Annotated in this window: 16 protein-coding genes; 6 read left to right on the top strand and 10 right to left on the bottom strand. The window is 41.6% G+C overall.

The window, feature by feature from the left end; all coding sequences use genetic code 11:
* Window positions 1–24: 24 nt before the first annotated feature.
* Window positions 25–1,179, bottom strand: coding sequence for an iron-containing alcohol dehydrogenase (locus tag C1E24_RS07620; protein ID WP_138480258.1), 1,155 nt, complete (start codon window positions 1,177–1,179; stop codon window positions 25–27).
* A 166-nt stretch (window positions 1,180–1,345) separates the two neighbouring features.
* Between C1E24_RS07620 and C1E24_RS07615 the strand changes: the two genes are divergently transcribed.
* Window positions 1,346–2,218 carry an AraC family transcriptional regulator gene (locus C1E24_RS07615; RefSeq protein ID WP_138480256.1) on the top strand — a complete coding sequence of 291 codons (873 nt, stop codon included), beginning with the start codon at window positions 1,346–1,348 and terminating at the stop codon, window positions 2,216–2,218.
* Here the strand turns inward: C1E24_RS07615 and C1E24_RS07610 are convergent.
* Together C1E24_RS07610 and tkt are read right to left on the bottom strand one after the other, a co-directional pair.
* Complete coding sequence (locus C1E24_RS07610) at window positions 2,215–2,667, bottom strand: GNAT family N-acetyltransferase (RefSeq protein ID WP_138480254.1); 453 nt, start codon at window positions 2,665–2,667, stop codon at window positions 2,215–2,217. The genes C1E24_RS07615 and C1E24_RS07610 overlap by 4 nt on opposite strands.
* Window positions 2,668–2,729: 62 nt before the next feature.
* Window positions 2,730–4,724 (bottom strand): transketolase, encoded by a 1,995-nt coding sequence (tkt, locus tag C1E24_RS07605; RefSeq protein ID WP_138480252.1) that lies wholly within the window; start codon window positions 4,722–4,724, stop codon window positions 2,730–2,732.
* Window positions 4,725–4,987: 263 nt separating this feature from the next.
* On the opposite strand from tkt, the gene metK reads away from it, so the two are divergent.
* Window positions 4,988–6,175, top strand: a complete 1,188-nt coding sequence (gene metK, locus C1E24_RS07600; RefSeq protein ID WP_138480251.1) for a methionine adenosyltransferase — start codon at window positions 4,988–4,990, stop codon at window positions 6,173–6,175.
* 62 nt (window positions 6,176–6,237) lie between these two features.
* Here metK and C1E24_RS07595 read toward each other — a convergent pair whose 3' ends face one another.
* The 3 genes from C1E24_RS07595 to C1E24_RS07585 are packed head-to-tail and all read right to left on the bottom strand — an operon-like array spanning window position 6,238 to window position 9,334.
* Window positions 6,238–7,083, bottom strand: coding sequence for an HDOD domain-containing protein (locus C1E24_RS07595; protein WP_138480249.1), 846 nt, complete (start codon window positions 7,081–7,083; stop codon window positions 6,238–6,240).
* Window positions 7,084–7,136: 53 nt separating this feature from the next.
* Window positions 7,137–7,811: a hypothetical protein gene (locus C1E24_RS07590; protein WP_138480247.1), complete on the bottom strand. Its 675-nt coding sequence runs from the start codon at window positions 7,809–7,811 to the stop codon at window positions 7,137–7,139.
* A 2-nt stretch (window positions 7,812–7,813) separates the two neighbouring features.
* Complete coding sequence (locus C1E24_RS07585; protein ID WP_138480245.1) at window positions 7,814–9,334, bottom strand: CYTH and CHAD domain-containing protein; 1,521 nt, start codon at window positions 9,332–9,334, stop codon at window positions 7,814–7,816.
* 164 nt (window positions 9,335–9,498) lie between these two features.
* Between C1E24_RS07585 and C1E24_RS07580 the strand changes: the two genes are divergently transcribed.
* Window positions 9,499–10,110 (top strand): TIGR04211 family SH3 domain-containing protein, encoded by a 612-nt coding sequence (locus C1E24_RS07580; RefSeq protein ID WP_138480243.1) that lies wholly within the window; start codon window positions 9,499–9,501, stop codon window positions 10,108–10,110.
* A gap of 72 nt (window positions 10,111–10,182) precedes the next feature.
* On the opposite strand, the gene C1E24_RS07575 is transcribed toward C1E24_RS07580, so the two are convergent.
* Complete coding sequence (locus tag C1E24_RS07575; protein ID WP_058030867.1) at window positions 10,183–10,746, bottom strand: phosphoribosyltransferase; 564 nt, start codon at window positions 10,744–10,746, stop codon at window positions 10,183–10,185.
* Window positions 10,747–10,869: 123 nt separating this feature from the next.
* Window positions 10,870–11,580: a tRNA1(Val) (adenine(37)-N6)-methyltransferase gene (locus C1E24_RS07570; protein WP_138480241.1), complete on the bottom strand. Its 711-nt coding sequence runs from the start codon at window positions 11,578–11,580 to the stop codon at window positions 10,870–10,872.
* Between the two features lie 68 nt (window positions 11,581–11,648).
* Here C1E24_RS07570 and srmB point away from each other — a divergent pair, with 68 nt between their 5' ends.
* Together srmB and C1E24_RS07560 are read left to right on the top strand one after the other, a co-directional pair.
* Complete coding sequence (srmB, locus tag C1E24_RS07565; protein ID WP_058030869.1) at window positions 11,649–12,881, top strand: ATP-dependent RNA helicase SrmB; 1,233 nt, start codon at window positions 11,649–11,651, stop codon at window positions 12,879–12,881.
* A 69-nt stretch (window positions 12,882–12,950) separates the two neighbouring features.
* Window positions 12,951–13,736 (top strand): hypothetical protein, encoded by a 786-nt coding sequence (locus tag C1E24_RS07560; protein ID WP_138480239.1) that lies wholly within the window; start codon window positions 12,951–12,953, stop codon window positions 13,734–13,736.
* 3 nt (window positions 13,737–13,739) lie between these two features.
* On the opposite strand, the gene C1E24_RS07555 is transcribed toward C1E24_RS07560, so the two are convergent.
* Window positions 13,740–14,909, bottom strand: coding sequence for an MFS transporter (locus tag C1E24_RS07555; protein WP_138480237.1), 1,170 nt, complete (start codon window positions 14,907–14,909; stop codon window positions 13,740–13,742).
* A 96-nt stretch (window positions 14,910–15,005) separates the two neighbouring features.
* A complete protein-coding gene (gene yaaA, locus C1E24_RS07550) occupies window positions 15,006–15,785 on the bottom strand; it encodes a peroxide stress protein YaaA (RefSeq protein ID WP_138480235.1) in 780 nt (259 codons plus the stop codon).
* A 246-nt stretch (window positions 15,786–16,031) separates the two neighbouring features.
* Between yaaA and tal the strand changes: the two genes are divergently transcribed.
* Window positions 16,032–16,982 (top strand): transaldolase, encoded by a 951-nt coding sequence (tal, locus tag C1E24_RS07545; protein WP_138480233.1) that lies wholly within the window; start codon window positions 16,032–16,034, stop codon window positions 16,980–16,982.
* The last annotated feature ends 211 nt before the right edge of the window (window positions 16,983–17,193 follow it).

Below are 17,193 nucleotides of genomic sequence, written 5' to 3'. Positions count from 1 at the left end.
TTTTATAAGATAAATTAAATAAGTTTACTTCGCTGCTAACAATATCTCTTTAACGATATCTAACGTTAGATCACCGGTTTCACTTAATTGAGTTAATCCCATTTTTTCCATATTAGCTACTACCGTATCAATACCTTCATTATCGATACCATAGTGAGACAATGCAGTCACAATATCTAACGAGTTGAAGAAAGCTTCTGTCTTATCGATCGCCTGATTAATTTTCTCGTCTTCAGTGCCGTCTGTGATGTCCCATACACGCTCAGCAAATTGTACTAGCTTGTCATGTTTTTGCGCTTTACGTGCTCTTAATAAGCTAGGCAGAACAACGGCAAGTGTACGACCGTGGGCAATACCGAACATCGCAGTCAACTCATGACCAATCATATGAGTTGACCAATCTTGTGGTACACCGACACCGATAATGCCATTCAGAGCAGATGTAGCTGACCACATAAAGTTCTTACGAGCTGCTAGATCATCACTTTGGTAGGTAACTGGGCCATCTTCAATTAAGGTTCTTAAAATTCCCTCAGAGAATCTATCTTGCACTTTTGCACCAACAGGCTGAGTCAGGTATTGCTCAACTACGTGCACAAACGCATCTGCTACGCCATTCGCCACCTGCTCTTTTGGTAAAGAGAAAGTAAAGTCAGGATCTAACACTGAAAACTGTGGGTACACTAATGGCGATGTAATTGGGTATTTTTGCTCATTGTAGGTCACCACAGAAAAGGCATTCATTTCAGAGCCAGTCGCAGGCAAAGTCGCAATACAACCTAGTGGCACCGCTTTTTCAACTGGCACTGGATTAAAGCCATGGAACAATAAAGTATGATGATCTTTATCAGCATTCGCAGCTAAGGCGATGAATTTTGTACCATCCATCACTGAGCCGCCACCAACAGCAAGTAAAAAATCGATGTTGTTCTCTTTCACCACTTTTACCGCTTTCATTAAAGTCTCAAATTGTGGGTTTGGCTCAATACCACCAAACTCTATTACTTCACGATCACCTAAATTACTAACCACTTTTTCAAGGGTGCCGAAGCGCTTAACGCTACCACCACCATATAAAACCAGTACTTTTGCCGATGCAGGAATAAGTTTATCTAGTTCACCCAGTCTATCTTGACCAAATACGATTCGAGTCGGATTGTAAAAATCAAAGTTTTGCATAATGTGCCCCTATGTATTTTGTTAAGTACAGAATAGCAACTCATAGCTTTATTAAAATGACTTAAACCATCAATTTCATGCCTAAAACTCTCAGTCATAAGAAAACAACGCAAAAGCGCTTTTACCCTTGATATACTTACTCCATTACATAATTTGGTGACGAACGATGCAATCACTCATTACACAACTCGAACTATTAGCGCCCTCTGAAGGCTACAACCAGACATTTATTAACGGCGTTGGTATCTATAAAAGCAGTGAAAGCGCTCAAAGAACGCCACTGTGTTACAGCCAAGGCATTATTTTCGTTCTACAAGGGCAAAAACGGGTCTTTTTCGATGAGCGAATTTATACCTATAACCCAGATAATTATTTGGTACTCACCGTGCCTTTACCTGCAGAATGTGAAACACAGCTTACAAACAACAATCCTTTATTGTCATTAATCATCGACTTTGACATGTCTGTACTGGGGGAGTTAGTAAGGGTATTTGATGAACATGGTAAGCTAAATAGCAGCGATAAAATGAGCAATGCAAAAGGCCTATTTGTCAGTGAAAATACAGATGCCTTATCTTGCACGCTCACCCGATTAGTTGACTGTTTAGGCTCAAAGTTACAATCTGACATTATTGGTAAAGGCTTGGTTCGAGAGGTTTTTTATCACGTATTACAAGGCCCACAAGCGTCGCCTTTATTTGATTTAGTTTCACACAATACGCATATGTCTAAAATGGAGCGTACGCTTAAACATCTGCATAATCACTATGACGATAAACTTGATGTTGAACAACTCGCGAGTATGGCAAATATGAGCGCCTCAACGTTTCACCGTAACTTTAAACAAATAACCGCATCTTCCCCTATTCAATACGTAAAAAAGCTCAGATTATCTAAAGCGAAAGACTTATTACAAGATCAAGGGATCAAAGTAAAACAAGCCGCTGCGCAAGTCGGTTATGAAAGCGCCACTCAGTTTAGTCGCGAATTTACCCGCTACTTTGGCATTTCACCGAGTGATTATGCCAAAGCAAATTAAAAATACTTTTCGAAGAATAGCAACTGATGCACTCCATGCTGACAGCGTTTAAATTCTTGATAGCCAAGTTTACGGTAGATGTGTTGCCCTCGCTCATTGAAGTCAAACACATCTAACCAAATACGCTGACAAGCGAAGTGCTCAAGGCAATATTGCTCCATAGCTCGAATAGCCAACTGCCCTATTCCAGCACCGCGATGACCTATCACTATGCGCCTAAATTCAACGATTGTTTCTGACTCTAAAGCGAGAATAATAAAACCAGCCAACTGTTCATTTTGAAAAACTGACAAGTATTGAATTGTGGGTTCTTGCATACTGATCAAGTGCTGCTCTTTGGAGTTAGCGAATATAAACTCTCCCACATCAACTTGTTGCTCCCACGCCACCAAATCATTTAAATGCACTTCAAGAGTTGGAAACAATTTTATGTTCAGCTGTGACATCATTTTTCCTCAATAAAAAACCCGCAACAAGTGCGGGTTTAAAATTACTTAATTTACTTTATAGACTAAGCAAATAAACGGTTAGCTTGCGCTACCACATTATCAACAGTGAAGCCGAAGTGCTCAAATAGCTCACCTGCTGGTGCTGACTCACCAAATGTTGACATACCAACTACAGCACCGTTTAAGCCTACATACTTGAACCAGTAGTCAGCAATACCCGCTTCAACGGCAACACGACGTGTTACTGCTGCAGGTAAAACGCTTTCTTTATATTCAGCTGATTGTGCATCAAATACATCAGTAGAAGGCATAGACACAACGCGTACTTTCTTGCCTTGTAAACGAAGCGCTTTTGCTGCATCAACGGCTAGTTGTACTTCAGAACCCGTAGCAATGAAGATAAGCTCAGGGTTACCGTCACAGCTAAGTACATAACCACCTTGCTTGATTGCAGCAACTTGTGCTTCATCACGTGCTTGTTGCTCTAAACCTTGACGAGTAAAGATAAGTGACGTTGGACCATCTTTACGTTCAATCGCTTGCTGCCAAGCAACAGCTGACTCAACTTGGTCACATGGACGCCAGTTCACTAGATTAGGTGTTAAACGCATGCTGGCAATTTGCTCAACCGGCTGGTGCGTCGGGCCATCTTCACCCAGACCGATTGAATCGTGAGTATAAACAAAGATGCTTGGCTGCTTCATTAATGCCGCCATACGTACCGCATTACGCGCGTACTCCATGAACATTAAGAAAGTTGCACCGTAAGGTACAAAGCCTTTGTGTAGTGCAATACCATTCATGATTGCAGACATACCAAATTCACGTACACCGTAGAAAATGTAGTTACCTGAAGCATCATCAGCCGTTAAGCCTTTAGAGCCTTCCCATAATGTAAGGTTAGAACCTGCAAGGTCAGCAGAGCCGCCCATAAATTCAGGAAGAATTGGGCCAAATGCGTTCAGTGCATTTTGTGACGCTTTACGTGTCGCAGGGTTAGCTGGGTTTGCTTGAAGTTCTGCAATATACTTTTCAGTTTCAGCTTGCCAGTTTGCAGGAAGTTCGCCTTTCATACGACGCTCAAACTCAGCCGCAAGCTTAGGATACGCCATTTGGTACTCTGTGAATTTCACTAACCAGTGGCTTTGTGCCTGTTGGCCTCGAGAAGATGCATCCCACTTCGCATAGATGTCTTCAGGGATTTCAAACGCATCGTGATCCCAACCAAGGAATTCACGTGCTGCTTTAATTTCTTCATCACCTAATGGTGCACCGTGACAATCGTGGCTACCTGATTTGTTTGGTGAGCCGTAGCCAATTACTGTCTTACAACAAATAAGCGTTGGCTTGTCAGATTCAGCTCGAGCCGCTTCGATTGCCGCTTTAATTGCATCGCTATCGTGACCATCTACATCAGCAATTACATGCCAGCCGTAAGATTCAAAACGCTTAGGTGTATCATCACTGAACCAGCCTTCTACTTCACCATCGATTGAGATGCCGTTGTCATCCCAGAATGCGATAAGCTTACCAAGGCCTAGTGTACCGGCTAATGAACAAGCTTCATGTGAAATACCTTCCATTAAACAGCCATCGCCTAAGAAGGTGTAAGTGAAGTGGTTTACAATATCAAATTCGTCACGGTTGAATTGTGCTGCAAGTGCTTTTTCAGCAATCGCCATACCTACCGCATTTGTAATACCCTGACCAAGTGGGCCAGTTGTTGTTTCTATACCTGGTGCATAGCCGTACTCTGGGTGACCCGGTGTTTTAGAATGCATTTGACGGAAGTTTTTCAGATCATCGATAGAAAGATCATAACCGCTCAGGTGCAACAAAGAATAAATAAGCATAGAGCCGTGGCCGTTTGACAGAATAAAGCGGTCTCTGTCAGCCCACTCTGGGTTGCTTGGGTTGTGCTTTAAATAATCGCGCCATAGTACTTCTGCGATATCAGCCATACCCATAGGTGCTCCAGGGTGACCAGACTTAGCTTTTTGTACTGCGTCCATAGACAGAACGCGAATGGCATTTGCAAGTTCTTTGCGTGACGGCATGAATTCTCCTACCTTTAATTGTGTTGCGCTGAAATGTCAGTGCCTTCATTCTGACTCATTTATGGTACTTACTGCAACGTAAATACCTGAGAAAACGAGGGCTAAACCTGCATATTTCAGGATCTGCAATTGAAAAAATCTAATTCAGACGTCTAGGCGTAAAAAAGCTAGGCAAGTTAATTTGTTTTAGATAGAATACGCCCCTTATTTTTTCGCGCTATCCCCGATGTTCGTGAAGCGCAATATTTGTGAGCATAGATACAATGGCAAAACACTTATTTACTTCTGAGTCTGTTTCTGAAGGTCATCCGGATAAAATCGCTGATCAGATCTCTGATGCGGTACTAGATGCAATCATTACACAAGACAAACACGCACGTGTTGCTTGTGAAACTATGGTTAAAACAGGCGTTGCGATCATCTCTGGTGAAATTTCAACAGATGCTTGGGTAGACCTAGAGTCAATCACGCGTAAAGTAATCACAGATATCGGTTACACGTCTTCTGATGTAGGTTTTGACGGTGACACATGTGGCATCATGAACCTTATCGGTCAACAGTCTCCTGAGATTGCACAGGGTGTAGATCGCTCTAAGCCTGAAGAGCAAGGTGCGGGTGACCAAGGTCTAATGTTTGGTTATGCAACGAACGAAACACCAACGCTTATGCCTGCGCCTCTTTACTACTCACACTTGTTAGTAGAGCGTCAAGCTGAAGCACGTAAATCAGGTATCCTACCTTGGTTACGTCCAGATGCTAAGTCTCAAGTAACTTTCGTATATGAAGATGGCAAGCCTGTTGCTATCGATGCTGTTGTACTTTCAACTCAGCACAACCCAGACATCGAGCAAGATGCACTGGTTGATGCCGTTATGGAAAACATCATCAAGCACACGCTACCTGCAGAGTTCTTAACTGAAGATACTAAATACTTCATCAACCCAACAGGTCGCTTCGTGATCGGTGGTCCAGTAGGTGACTGTGGTCTAACAGGCCGTAAAATCATCGTTGACACATACGGTGGTATGGCACGTCACGGTGGTGGTGCTTTCTCTGGTAAAGATCCATCAAAGGTTGACCGCAGTGCAGCATACGCTGGTCGTTATGTTGCTAAGAACATTGTTGCAGCAGGCCTGGCAGACAAGTGTGAAATCCAAGTTTCTTACGCTATCGGTGTAGCTGAGCCTACATCAATCACAATTGATACATTCGGCACAGGTAAAGTATCAGAAGAGAAGCTAGTAGAGCTAGTTCGTGAGCACTTCGACCTACGCCCTTACGGCATTACTAAGATGCTAGACCTACTTCACCCTATGTACCAAATGACTGCTGCGTACGGTCACTTCGGTCGTGAGCCGTTTGAAATGACGGTTGGTGATGACACTTTCACAGCATTTAGCTGGGAAAAAACAGATAAAGCAGACGCACTAAGAGCAGCTGCTGGCTTATAATTCTAAGTCATCTGTAAAAAAGGCGCTTACCTGAAAAGGAGCGCCTTTTTTAATATATGTAGTTAATGAATAAAATACTCTTCTACGTCTTCTTTTAGATCAACATAATCATCATCACTTAGCTCAAGTGCAACCATCACCAAATCTTTAAATGCATGCCAATCGCCACAAGGTCTAAAATGTTTTGCTTCAAAGGCTAAATTCTCTGCCAATTTCATGGTTGCAAAAGTCGCTTTTAATGTCTGATCAGCCTCTTCTTTTAAATAGGTTTCATCATGATGGCGTAAAATCATCTGACAAATAGGCTTAGGTAAATGCCAAGAAGACGCCAAGTAATAACCGACAATGGTATGATTTACTGGATATATCTGCTCTTCATAATAAAGCAGACTTTGCTCACCTCTTTGATAGGCTCGAGTCATCAAGTCATTATAGTTATCAAAGCGCATGGCCATTGCGGGTATCCCTGAGTCATGGAATAAACCCAGTAATTGTAGGTTTTCTAATGGGACAGTGGTTTTTATTTGCTTACCGATAGCTATCGCTAGTTGCGACATATCGGTAGCATTATCCCAAAATCGCTGCAACGAAATACAACAATCTTCTTGTTTAAAAGCATTTTTAAGCAAGTGACCCGTCACTAATTGTGTGATGCAATTTACACCTAAAAACATCACGGCCTGGCGAATATCTGTAATGGTTCGAGACATACCATATGCCGGAGAGTTAATGACTTTTAAGACCGCAGCCGCAGTGCCCACATCTTCACTGATGATTTCTGCAATATTCCCAAGCTCAGGCTCATCACTGTTCAATTCATTTTGTAAGTTTTGTAGTACTTCAGGCTTTGAAGGCAAACTAAAACCAGATTTCAGATCTGCCAACACCTTGTCATCAATGTCGATCATAGGCCGGATACTTTTTCACTTTTGGTTAGCTGAGTGTAGTAGAGGAAAAGTGATTACTCAAAAGTCGAACAAGAAGAAGTGATAAAGTTATTCTCGGCCTGATACTCTTTTTTATAGATTTGCTTAGCCATATTTTGAAAGGTCTTCTTTACCCCTTTAAGTGCGGTTTTGTTGCTCAACCAAGTGGGGATTTTACCTTGTGGATCAGCATAAATTTGATGAGTTATGAGCAAGGTATTTGAAGTTTCTTCAAGTAACCAACTGCCCTCTATGGGAGCAACGAAGATATACTTCTTAAATTGCTCTAGTGGTAAAAATTCCGCTCTTTTAGATTTATCGATAGATTTGATCAATAACTTAGATGTGGCCTCCGAAACAAGCCGATGACATGAATGTGTGAGCATCACTCTGTCTTTTACAGGCCAAGGCGCATTTAGAACAGTAACAACAATATTTTCACCTTTAGTATGCCAAGGCAGAGATTGGACACTTCTGACGTTACTGAGCCACTCAGATGCATTTTGTGTATCATTTAAAAGGTTTAAGAAAGCTTGACGATTTACGTTATCAAAACTGGCTTGCGCTTTAATTTCGATTAACCCAGATGACTGTTTTTGATAGCTAATAGATAGATTGTCTTCGCTATACCAACTTTTCCAATTGGCATAGGCTTGAAAGGAAGGTAGTACGAGCAAGCTCCATAAAAGATATTTACAGAGCTTTTTCATGATTAACGCCAATATGGCATGCTATTGAGCGAGGCTCTGCGGCTTTGCTCCATCGCTTGAACTAGAAAGTCTGCTTTTTTAGAAAGCCATAACTCTATTTCTTTAAGCTCTGGCAGGTTTTGCTGCTCACATAGGTTTTTTAAATAAGCCAGCGTTTCCAGCTCATAGATCCCATAAGCAATATCAATCCAAGGCGTTCGGAATGATTGCCTTGTGTCTTTGTCGTATAAAGAGCCCAGGCAGTTACCACTCAGCAAAGCGCAATCTAGCAATGAGCGAAGCGCAAGGTAATCTTGCGTACATAAATCTTTGCCTTCAGGTAAATCAGATTGTAACTTTTGCCAGTCTTTCTCAAAAGCTGCATTAGCCACCTCTTTAATGGGCAACTCAGCCGCTGATACCGCATGCTGGCTCCATTCCTGACGCCAACCTTTGTCAACCAACCAACGTGTTAAAGCTAAAACAAGTTTGTTATAGCGCGGACTGTGGAATAAGTCCTCTATATCAGTGATACTAGGCTGCTCTGCTTTTAAGTCATCAATAAGTGCTGCTAACTCATCCGCATTATTGATTTTTTTATAATAAGCATGGCGCTTTGAGGTGTATGTTTTCAAATGGATCGCATCTTCAACCCAATCTAACTCACTCAATAACCAATTCATTTCACCAAGCAAGCGCTCAGTCGCATTGCCTTCAACAATGGGCTCAAATAATTTAAACGCATGTTTAATCAGATTGATGCCATCGATAACACGTTTAAGTGTCTTTAAACTTGGTTTGTTAAAGTAGCACTGCTCATGCTTTTGCACGAACTCAATACCGTAATTCACACACTGTACCAGTGCATGTTCTTGAGTTGCGTGACGGTTTAACTTCACAACACCAATATATTTGTTGGGTTTTAATGGCTTATCATCAGCAAGGCGATAACCTCTTGCTGCTTTTGAATATAAGCCTAAACGCAAACCTCCTAAGCTAATTAGGTGCTCAGCAAGTAAAAATAGATCGCTTCGCTGACCTTCAACGAGTTCAATCTCTAACTCAGAAATGGCTTCAACCTGACCCTGTGCAACAATTTCACCTTTATCGAGTACCACTTCAATTTTTGAGCCTTGCTCAGTTTCAATGAGCCAAGTTCGGCGAATAAAGTTAGTACTAAAAATTGGAAATAAGTTGTCACTAATGGCTGTGATCTGCATACCATGTGGCCAAATATCTTGCTTAAATGCCAAAATATTTGGACGCGGCGTATCAATAGGTAAGTTGTACTCAGGACGTTGATGAAGACCACCAACAACTTGCCCTGCCAATTTAATCGTTTGCTCACACTGCTCATCACAACAACGTGTTCTTAAACCGATATCTAATGCTCTCAACTCACGATTCGGGGTATCAAAGTAGGCGTTTTTTAGATTCTTGGCGGGTTTATTTTTTACAGTTTTTGCAAACTGCATAATGAGTCCTGGAATAAGAGGAACCTCATTGTCTGAAAGTAAAAACTTCAGTTCTATTTCAGTGTCCATTAGGGCAAGTGATTACCTATATAATTGTAGAACGGTAAAAATATACAAAGCAGCGGTTATTTGCAATCTTTTTGCAGCAAGTTCAAGGAAGTTTAGCGCTTCACTTGATATTACTCCTTGAAATTCATACTATCTCAAGAAACAACTCTCTATAAGGGTCACGGATGTTAAAACGTATATTAGTGCCAACAATTTTCGCACTTTTCTCGCACTATTCTCTCGCTGAAGATATTCAAACAACAGAAAATAGTAATAGCAGCGAAAATACGGCCTATATCTCAGATAGTTTATTCGTTTATGTACATTCTGGACCAGGAAAAAACTACCGTATTGTTGGCTCTGTAGATGCTGGTAGCCAAGTCGCCATTATGGCAGGCAATGAAAATGGTTTTCAGCAGGTCATCGATGATAAAGGTCGTGAAGTATGGGTTGAAACCCAGTTTGTCTCAAGTCAGCCAGGACTCGCGCACCAATTAGATGAGCTAGGCCAACAATTACAACAAACACAGCAAGCACTCAATGATGCCCAAACAGACTTACCTCGCTTGCAACAGCTCAATCAAGATTTACAAGCTGAAAATGAAAATTTACAGCAAACAATTCAACGTTTAGAAAAAGCAATAACGGATGAAAAGCAAAAAGCGCTTTCTTCTGAACAAGCTGAGCAGCATTTAATGCTTACCTACGGCGGTGGTGTTGGTATTGGTGGTCTATTAATCGGCGTTGTACTCACGCTATTTTTATCGCGTAGAAAGCGTTACGACGGTTGGGCTTAGTACAACTTATCAAATATTTAAAATAAAAAACCGCATTTCACAATGCGGTTTTTTTTATAATTATCTGCAATATTATTTAGTAAATAACTCGCTGATATTACTTAAATCTGATTTACCTTCCGCAATTTCATCTGGTGTTAAACCTGATAATTCATGCGGGAATACTAACCACTCATCTGATTCGTGAATGAAATAATCAGGCTTCATAGGTACTTTAGTATTTTTTGGCTTGTAGTAAGGGCACGCTGTGCGAATATCTTTAGGCAAGTTTAAACGCATTAGCTCAGAAAGCTTTTCTTTTAACGCGAAAATACTGCGGCCTGAATCAAATACATCGTCCACAATTAATAGTGAGTCATCTGCATTGGCATTTTCGATGATGTAATGAAGACCATGTACTTTGATTTCTTTTGATTGTTTGCCGATACCATAGTAAGAAGATGTACGCACAGCAATGTGATCTGTTTCTATGCCTTTGTAATCGTAATATTCTTGCACAGCGATACCGATAGGTGCGCCACCTCGCCATATACCAATGATGAAGTCAGGACGGAAACCATCATCATAAACTTGCGCGGCTAAACGAAAAGAATCCTCAAGCAACTGCTGTGCTGTGATATAGCACTTATCTGACATACAAACCCCGTGAAATATTTATAAAAAGAAAAGGTATCCAGCACATATAAACAGCCGGATATAACCTTGTATTCTAGCGCATATAAATCAAAATTGCGCAAACTACCCAATTAAGGAACGCTTTTACATTTTTAGGTAAAAGTCACGACAAAGTGCAATAAAATCTTCGCTGTATTGCCCGTTTTCATGAATACATAACACCGTATTCTCAGCCTCAATCAGACCACTATTTGTAGCATACTCAAACTCGAGCAATAAACGGCTGGCTGCCTTGCGCTCAGTCGTTTTCACCTCGCATTTACGCACAATATGCAAACCTTGTGGTTGCGCTAGCGCAATAAACTCTAATCCTTCTTTGTAAGGTAGCACTACTGCTAAGCGACTTTTAGAATGAGATAAGCGCTTAAACTCATTCAGTAACGCACTGAAGCTCAATGAATCTGTATGGCGCGCTAAATTTCGGGCTGCCGATGGACCTTTTAAGCTATCGTTAAAATATGGTGGGTTGCTGATCACCAAGTCGAATTGAATATCGCTCTGAAAATCTTGAATAGCAGATTGATGTAAAATAATACCATCCTGCCATGGGCTATTTTGGATATTCAAATGCGCATCTTGAAACGCACCAGATTCAATCTCAACGGCTGTCACAGCTAAACGTTCAGCACGTTGCTTGCACATCAAAGACAATAGCCCAGTGCCTGCACCGACATCTAGCAAGCTTTTTACCCCGGACAAATTCACCCAAGCACCAAGCAAAATTCCATCGGTTGAGACCTTCATTGCGGTGTTCTCTTGCTCAATACAAAACTGCTTAAACGCAAAGCCTGCCATAATCTCGCTTTTCCAAATTCACTATCACGCGTATAATTGAGCACATTGTCCTTTATTTATGATGCACTATGCAATTTTCTGAATTTGATCTAGACGGTAAAGTCCTCTCAGCTATTGATAAAATGGGATTCAAAACCGCCACCAGCATTCAACAACTTTCTATTCCTGAAGGTTTGATGGGTCGAGACATTCTTGCCTCAGCGCCAACAGGTACGGGTAAAACAGCTGCGTTTTTAATTCCTGCAATCCAATACTTATTAGACTTCCCTCGTCGCGATCCGGGCTTTGCACGTGTATTAATTATGACGCCTACCCGTGAACTTGCTTACCAAGTACACGAACAATGTCAGTTACTTGCGGCAAATACTCACCTTAAAATTGGTGTCGTAACCGGTGGTATTAACTACGGCAGCCACAAAGAAATTTTCGAAAAGAACAACGATATCTTAATCGCGACACCGGGTCGCTTAATGGAATATCTTGAAACTGAAAATTTCCACGCAGAAAACGTAGAACTACTTATTCTTGATGAAGCCGACCGAATGCTAGACATGGGTTTCAAAAAAGAAATGCTACGTATTTGTGATGAAGCAAAAAATCGCCGTCAGTGTTTCTTATTCTCAGCCACACTTGAAGGCGACAGTGTTGAGTTATTCGCAGATCGCATTCTTAATGATCCAGCCTTACTTGAAGCAGAGCCATCACGCAAAGAGAAAGGCAAAATTCATCAATGGGTGCACCTAGCTGATGACTATAATCACAAGCTAAAACTACTTGTTGAATTACTTAAGAACGAAGAAGAAGTGCAAAAAGCGATTGTCTTCGTCAAAACGCGTGAACGACTAGAAAAGCTAGTTGGTGAGCTTTACTCTCACGATATTAAAACCACTTGGTTACGTGGTGAAATGCCGCAAGACAAGCGTATGACAGCCATGGCCAACTTCCAAGCGGGCCGTACACGTATTCTAGTAGCGACTGACGTTGCCGCGCGTGGTATTGATGTTCAAGACATAACCCATGTATTTAACTTCGATATGCCGCGCACAGCAGACATTTACGTACACCGTATCGGCCGTACAGGTCGCGCAGGTAAAAAAGGCACGGCAATCTCTTTAGTTGAAGCCCATGATATGGCAATTTTGGGCAAGGTTCAGCGCTATACCGAACAACAACTAAAATCACGTGTTATTAAAGGATTAGAGCCGAAGAACAAACCAGCGAAGTTGCCTAAGAAGAAAAAAGATCCGGCAAAAATAAAAGCCAAGAAAAAGGCAAAAGCCAAAGTTAAAAAGAAGAAGTAACGTCATAATTAGCTTATAGTAAAAGGGTCCAAAAATGGACCCTTTTTAATTTCTAATAAGGATATTGTTATGACCTTAACTGAACAACAACATACTGAGTTAACAGAGTATTTAGCACACCTTCGCATTAAGGCCGACATTGATCTGATAAAAGATTATCCACACTTTTCAGGCAAACCTTACCCACTTGGGCGCTGTAAAGAAATTCGTAATGCCGTATTTGAGCTTTTAAAAGAAAAACTGGCCTCAAATCCACATCAAGCTTTATCACCGCTAATTACAAAGCTACAAGCTGGTCATGAAATTAAACAAGTGTGGGGCTCCCTAAGAGACGAATACTTTCAAAACGCCATGATAGTCGATGATCTATATATTGATGTTGCTAACGATACCGTTAACCCTAATAAACCTAGGGTTGAGATAACACCAGTTGCTAATTCAGGCTTCTCTGCCATCACCAGCTTCGAACAGTTCTGTACTATTGCGAAAAGGTATTGGCAAGTGACACTCTACAGAAATGATGTTTTTCCAGCGCTTGCGCCTTACTTCCCGATTGTATGTATTGCCGAAAATAACAGTTGCTGGTTTGGGGCTGCAACCAATGAAATGTTGGAGCTCACTATGAATAGTGAATTTAATGAGAGTAAACATATACTGTCTGTACTGCCTTCATGCCCCGAGCATGTCATAAATAAATGGCGTGCCTTGGCGGTATGCGACACTGAACCGCTATTACAAAAAACAGGGTCGCCAGAGCAGTTTATAGAGCAATATAATATTAAAGCGAAAGACTTACAGCAACGCGATAGCATTGTGACTGGATTTTTTAAATTGCCAGATGCAATTTCGCTATAAAGTTTATACTGCGCTTTGTGTTGTTATAAGTTTGGGCTTTAATCGCCAGATAATACCCGCAGCCAAAAGCATCACAGGGATAGTCAGCATATTTAATAACTGCCAGCCTATTTCAGCTTCAAGCCAGCCTGCGCCCAATGAAGAAACCGTCACCATACTAAAAACGAGGAATTCATTACTGGCTTGTGACTTAGCCCGCTCATGAGGCAAATAGCTCTCGCTGACCATTTGTGTAGCGGCAATAAACATAAAGTTCCAACCAACCCCTAATAAACACAAGGCGACTAAGAAGTGCCAGTGACTCAGGCCCATTAAATTCACCAAACAACATAGCAATACAATAACTACACCAGCTTGCATGATGTTGCTCTGACCAAAGCGATTAATCAGCTTGCCAGTAAAAAATGAAGGTACAAACATTCCCAAAACATGCCATTCAATCACAAGCGCTGACTCAGCAAGATCATAACCATGGCGATGCATCGCCAAAGGTGTGGCGGTCATCAGCAAGTTCATTGTGGTGTAGCTGATCATCGCAATCAGCACGGCGAGCAAAAACTTAGGCTGGGTCATAATCTCAGATAAAGGCCGTTGTGGTTTATCTGAGCTTGCTTGGCTGAGTTCATTAAACTTCACAAGCTGTAGTAAACACAAAGCCAAAATATAAAGCACCATCAAGGCAACAAAAGCATTGGCATAATTAATTTCAGGGTAATGGTTATTCACCCAAACCGCTAAATTGGGGCCTAATACAGCCGCCACGACACCACTTGCCATTACCGCTGAAATCGCAGTGGCAGGGTTGTCACTCGCTTCAATGGCAGCAAAACGATACAGAGTTGCGAAGCCAATACCAACGCCGATTAAGAAAGTGGCGAATGAAAATAGCCAAAACTGACTATTCAATAATGAATAAAACCCTAAAACTGTACCGCTGATACCGATTAGGTTTCCCAAACTAAAGCCTTTTTTACGGCCTATTTTCGCCATGAGTAATGAGGCAGGAACCGTTGTCAGTAATAATCCCAGCATTTGTGTTGCGACCGGTAAAGTTGTGAGTGCACTCGATGGGCTTAATGCTTGACCCACAAGCGCAGAAATCGTCACTAATAAGATATTACCTGTGGTCATTAAGCCCTGACAAATAGCCAAGAAAAGGACGTTTCTATTCATTATTGCTCTACATTGTGTAAAAGGTGGGTCTGTAAAAAAGGATAATAGTGCGAGCAGCGTGAAGCCCGCACAGCTCAGTGCATTATGAGTTTTAAGTTAGTTTTGTTCAGCGCGTAAGAAAACCGGCTCATTTTCTTTTTGAGTTGCTTCTGCACTAAAATAGTAACCCGCAACGTCAAATACTTTTAACGCTTCAAGCGATGTCACTTGGTTTTCCATAATGTAGCGCGCCATCATGCCGCGGGCTTTCTTCGCATAGAAGCTGATCACCTTATATTGACCATTTTTGCAGTCTTTAAATACAGGGGTGATGATATCTGCTTTAAGCGCTTTTTTATTAACAGCTTTAAAATACTCGTTAGAAGCAAGGTTCACTAATTGCGTCGTACCTTCAGCCGCTAACGCCTCATTGATTTTTTCAGCGATCACTGTGCCCCAAAACTCATAGAGGTTCTTGCCACGAGTATTTTCAAGCTTAGTGCCCATTTCTAAACGGTAAGCCTGCATCAGATCTAGTGGCTTTAGTACGCCATATAAACCTGAAAGAATGCGTAAATGAGATTGCGCGTAGCTTAGTGTGCCTTCATCTAATGAGGCAGCGTCTAAGCCAGTGTACACATCACCGTTAAATGCCAGTACCGCCTGTTTCGCATTATCAGGTGAGAAAGGCTGTGCCCACTCGCTAAAGCGTGCTGCATTTAACCCCGAAAGCTTATCACTAATTTTCATCAAGCTGCCAATTTGCTGCGGTGATAATTCACGACACACTGTCATTAACTCTTCTGAGTGTTCAAGTAACTCAGGCTGCGTGAAAGTGTCGATATGCGCTGGCGTATCGTAATCTAAGTTTTTCGCGGGAGAGATCACTGTGATCATGGCTTACCTATTGACTTAAAAATTAATTAGTGTCAATTTCAACACTATCCCTTTGTTACTGCAAGTGAAGATTGTTAAGTAGCAAGTAATGCGGGATATGTGCTCTTCTTCTTCCTTTGAATATTTTTTAATTCTCAACTTGTGAGTGTCAAATAAGGACAATTGACCTATTCATGCCATTCACGCTATTGCAACATAGGAGAAGTAGAGTTTGCCCATAAGCTGTAAGAGGAATGAGGAAACATAATGACATCAGCACTAGATAGGCTAAAACAGCATTCATCAATCGTTGCCGATACCGGCGACATTGAAGCCATTCGTAAGCATCAACCAGAAGATGCAACCACTAACCCTTCACTGCTTTTAAAAGCAGCTGAGATGCCAGCCTATCAAGCCTATTTAACGCAAGCTTGGGATTACGCAAAAGCGAACGAGTCTGACGCAGACAAACAAGTCGAATTAGCGTGTGATTACTTTGCCGTATTAATTGGTAAAGAGATTGCCAATATTGTACCTGGTTACATCTCAACTGAAGTAGATGCGCGCTTATCTTTTGATACAGAAGCGACGATTGCTAAAGCAAAAACCTTACTTGCACTGTACAAAGAGCAAGGTATCAGCCAAGACAAAATCTTAATCAAGATTGCATCAACTTGGGAAGGTATCAAAGCAGCTGAACAGTTAGAGAAAGAAGGTATTAAGTGTAACCTGACGCTATTATTTAGCAGTGCACAAGCCCGTGCATGTGCAGATGCCAATGTTTTCCTAATCTCACCGTTTGTAGGTCGTATTCTTGACTGGCACGTTGCCAACGGCTTAGAAAAACCAACTGATCCACTGCAAGACCCAGGTGTGCAATCTGTTCGTAGCATATACTCGTTCTATAAGCAGCATGGTTATAACACTGTGGTAATGGGTGCAAGTTTCAGAAATACCGGTGAAATCATTGCATTAACGGGTTGTGACAAGCTAACAATTAGCCCTACACTGCTTGAAGAGCTTGGTGAACTGACTGACGCACAAGCGTACTTACTTGAAAACGACTATGAAGTACAAGCTAAGCCTGTGCCATTAACCGAAGCGCAATTCCGCTGGCAGCATAACCAAGATGCGATGGCCACTGAAAAGCTTGCTGAAGGTATTCGTGCTTTTGCTGAGGCGCAAGAAACACTAGAAGCGCGTTTTAAAGCACTATAATTAATAAACATATTGAATATAAACGCCGCATTATGCGGCGTTTTTTTATGCTCAAAAGCCAGATCCCCCCGCGTTTCATCTTCATCAAACTGTTACCTTACTGTAACAAAAGCAACACATAGTTGTTTTATTTTTAAGCGAGTTATGATATACCGAAGTTGCTCGAAACGTATATCAAATATACAGAGCTGACGTAAAACCGTCATTTGAG

This window comes from Pseudoalteromonas phenolica, assembly GCF_005876835.1.
Lineage (GTDB): Bacteria > Pseudomonadota > Gammaproteobacteria > Enterobacterales > Alteromonadaceae > Pseudoalteromonas > Pseudoalteromonas phenolica_B.
Note: the sequence above shows the minus strand (reverse complement) of the source record. Positions and strands in the feature narration are given on the sequence as shown.

Excerpts from the sequence above, each read along its gene's own strand:
- C1E24_RS07575 (WP_058030867.1), bottom strand. The coding sequence starts at position 10,746 with ATGTCAGATAAGTGCTATATCACAGCACAGCAGTTGCTTGAGGATTCT.
- metK (WP_138480251.1), top strand. The coding sequence starts at position 4,988 with ATGGCAAAACACTTATTTACTTCTGAGTCTGTTTCTGAAGGTCATCCG.
- C1E24_RS07615 (WP_138480256.1), top strand. The coding sequence starts at position 1,346 with ATGCAATCACTCATTACACAACTCGAACTATTAGCGCCCTCTGAAGGC.
- srmB (WP_058030869.1), top strand. The coding sequence starts at position 11,649 with ATGCAATTTTCTGAATTTGATCTAGACGGTAAAGTCCTCTCAGCTATT.
- C1E24_RS07585 (WP_138480245.1), bottom strand. The coding sequence starts at position 9,334 with ATGGACACTGAAATAGAACTGAAGTTTTTACTTTCAGACAATGAGGTT.
- C1E24_RS07610 (WP_138480254.1), bottom strand. The coding sequence starts at position 2,667 with ATGATGTCACAGCTGAACATAAAATTGTTTCCAACTCTTGAAGTGCAT.
- C1E24_RS07580 (WP_138480243.1), top strand. The coding sequence starts at position 9,499 with ATGTTAAAACGTATATTAGTGCCAACAATTTTCGCACTTTTCTCGCAC.
- C1E24_RS07570 (WP_138480241.1), bottom strand. The coding sequence starts at position 11,580 with ATGGCAGGCTTTGCGTTTAAGCAGTTTTGTATTGAGCAAGAGAACACC.
- C1E24_RS07590 (WP_138480247.1), bottom strand. The coding sequence starts at position 7,811 with ATGAAAAAGCTCTGTAAATATCTTTTATGGAGCTTGCTCGTACTACCT.
- C1E24_RS07560 (WP_138480239.1), top strand. The coding sequence starts at position 12,951 with ATGACCTTAACTGAACAACAACATACTGAGTTAACAGAGTATTTAGCA.
- tal (WP_138480233.1), top strand. The coding sequence starts at position 16,032 with ATGACATCAGCACTAGATAGGCTAAAACAGCATTCATCAATCGTTGCC.
- C1E24_RS07595 (WP_138480249.1), bottom strand. The coding sequence starts at position 7,083 with ATGATCGACATTGATGACAAGGTGTTGGCAGATCTGAAATCTGGTTTT.
- tkt (WP_138480252.1), bottom strand. The coding sequence starts at position 4,724 with ATGCCGTCACGCAAAGAACTTGCAAATGCCATTCGCGTTCTGTCTATG.
- C1E24_RS07555 (WP_138480237.1), bottom strand. The coding sequence starts at position 14,909 with ATGAATAGAAACGTCCTTTTCTTGGCTATTTGTCAGGGCTTAATGACC.
- yaaA (WP_138480235.1), bottom strand. The coding sequence starts at position 15,785 with ATGATCACAGTGATCTCTCCCGCGAAAAACTTAGATTACGATACGCCA.
- C1E24_RS07620 (WP_138480258.1), bottom strand. The coding sequence starts at position 1,179 with ATGCAAAACTTTGATTTTTACAATCCGACTCGAATCGTATTTGGTCAA.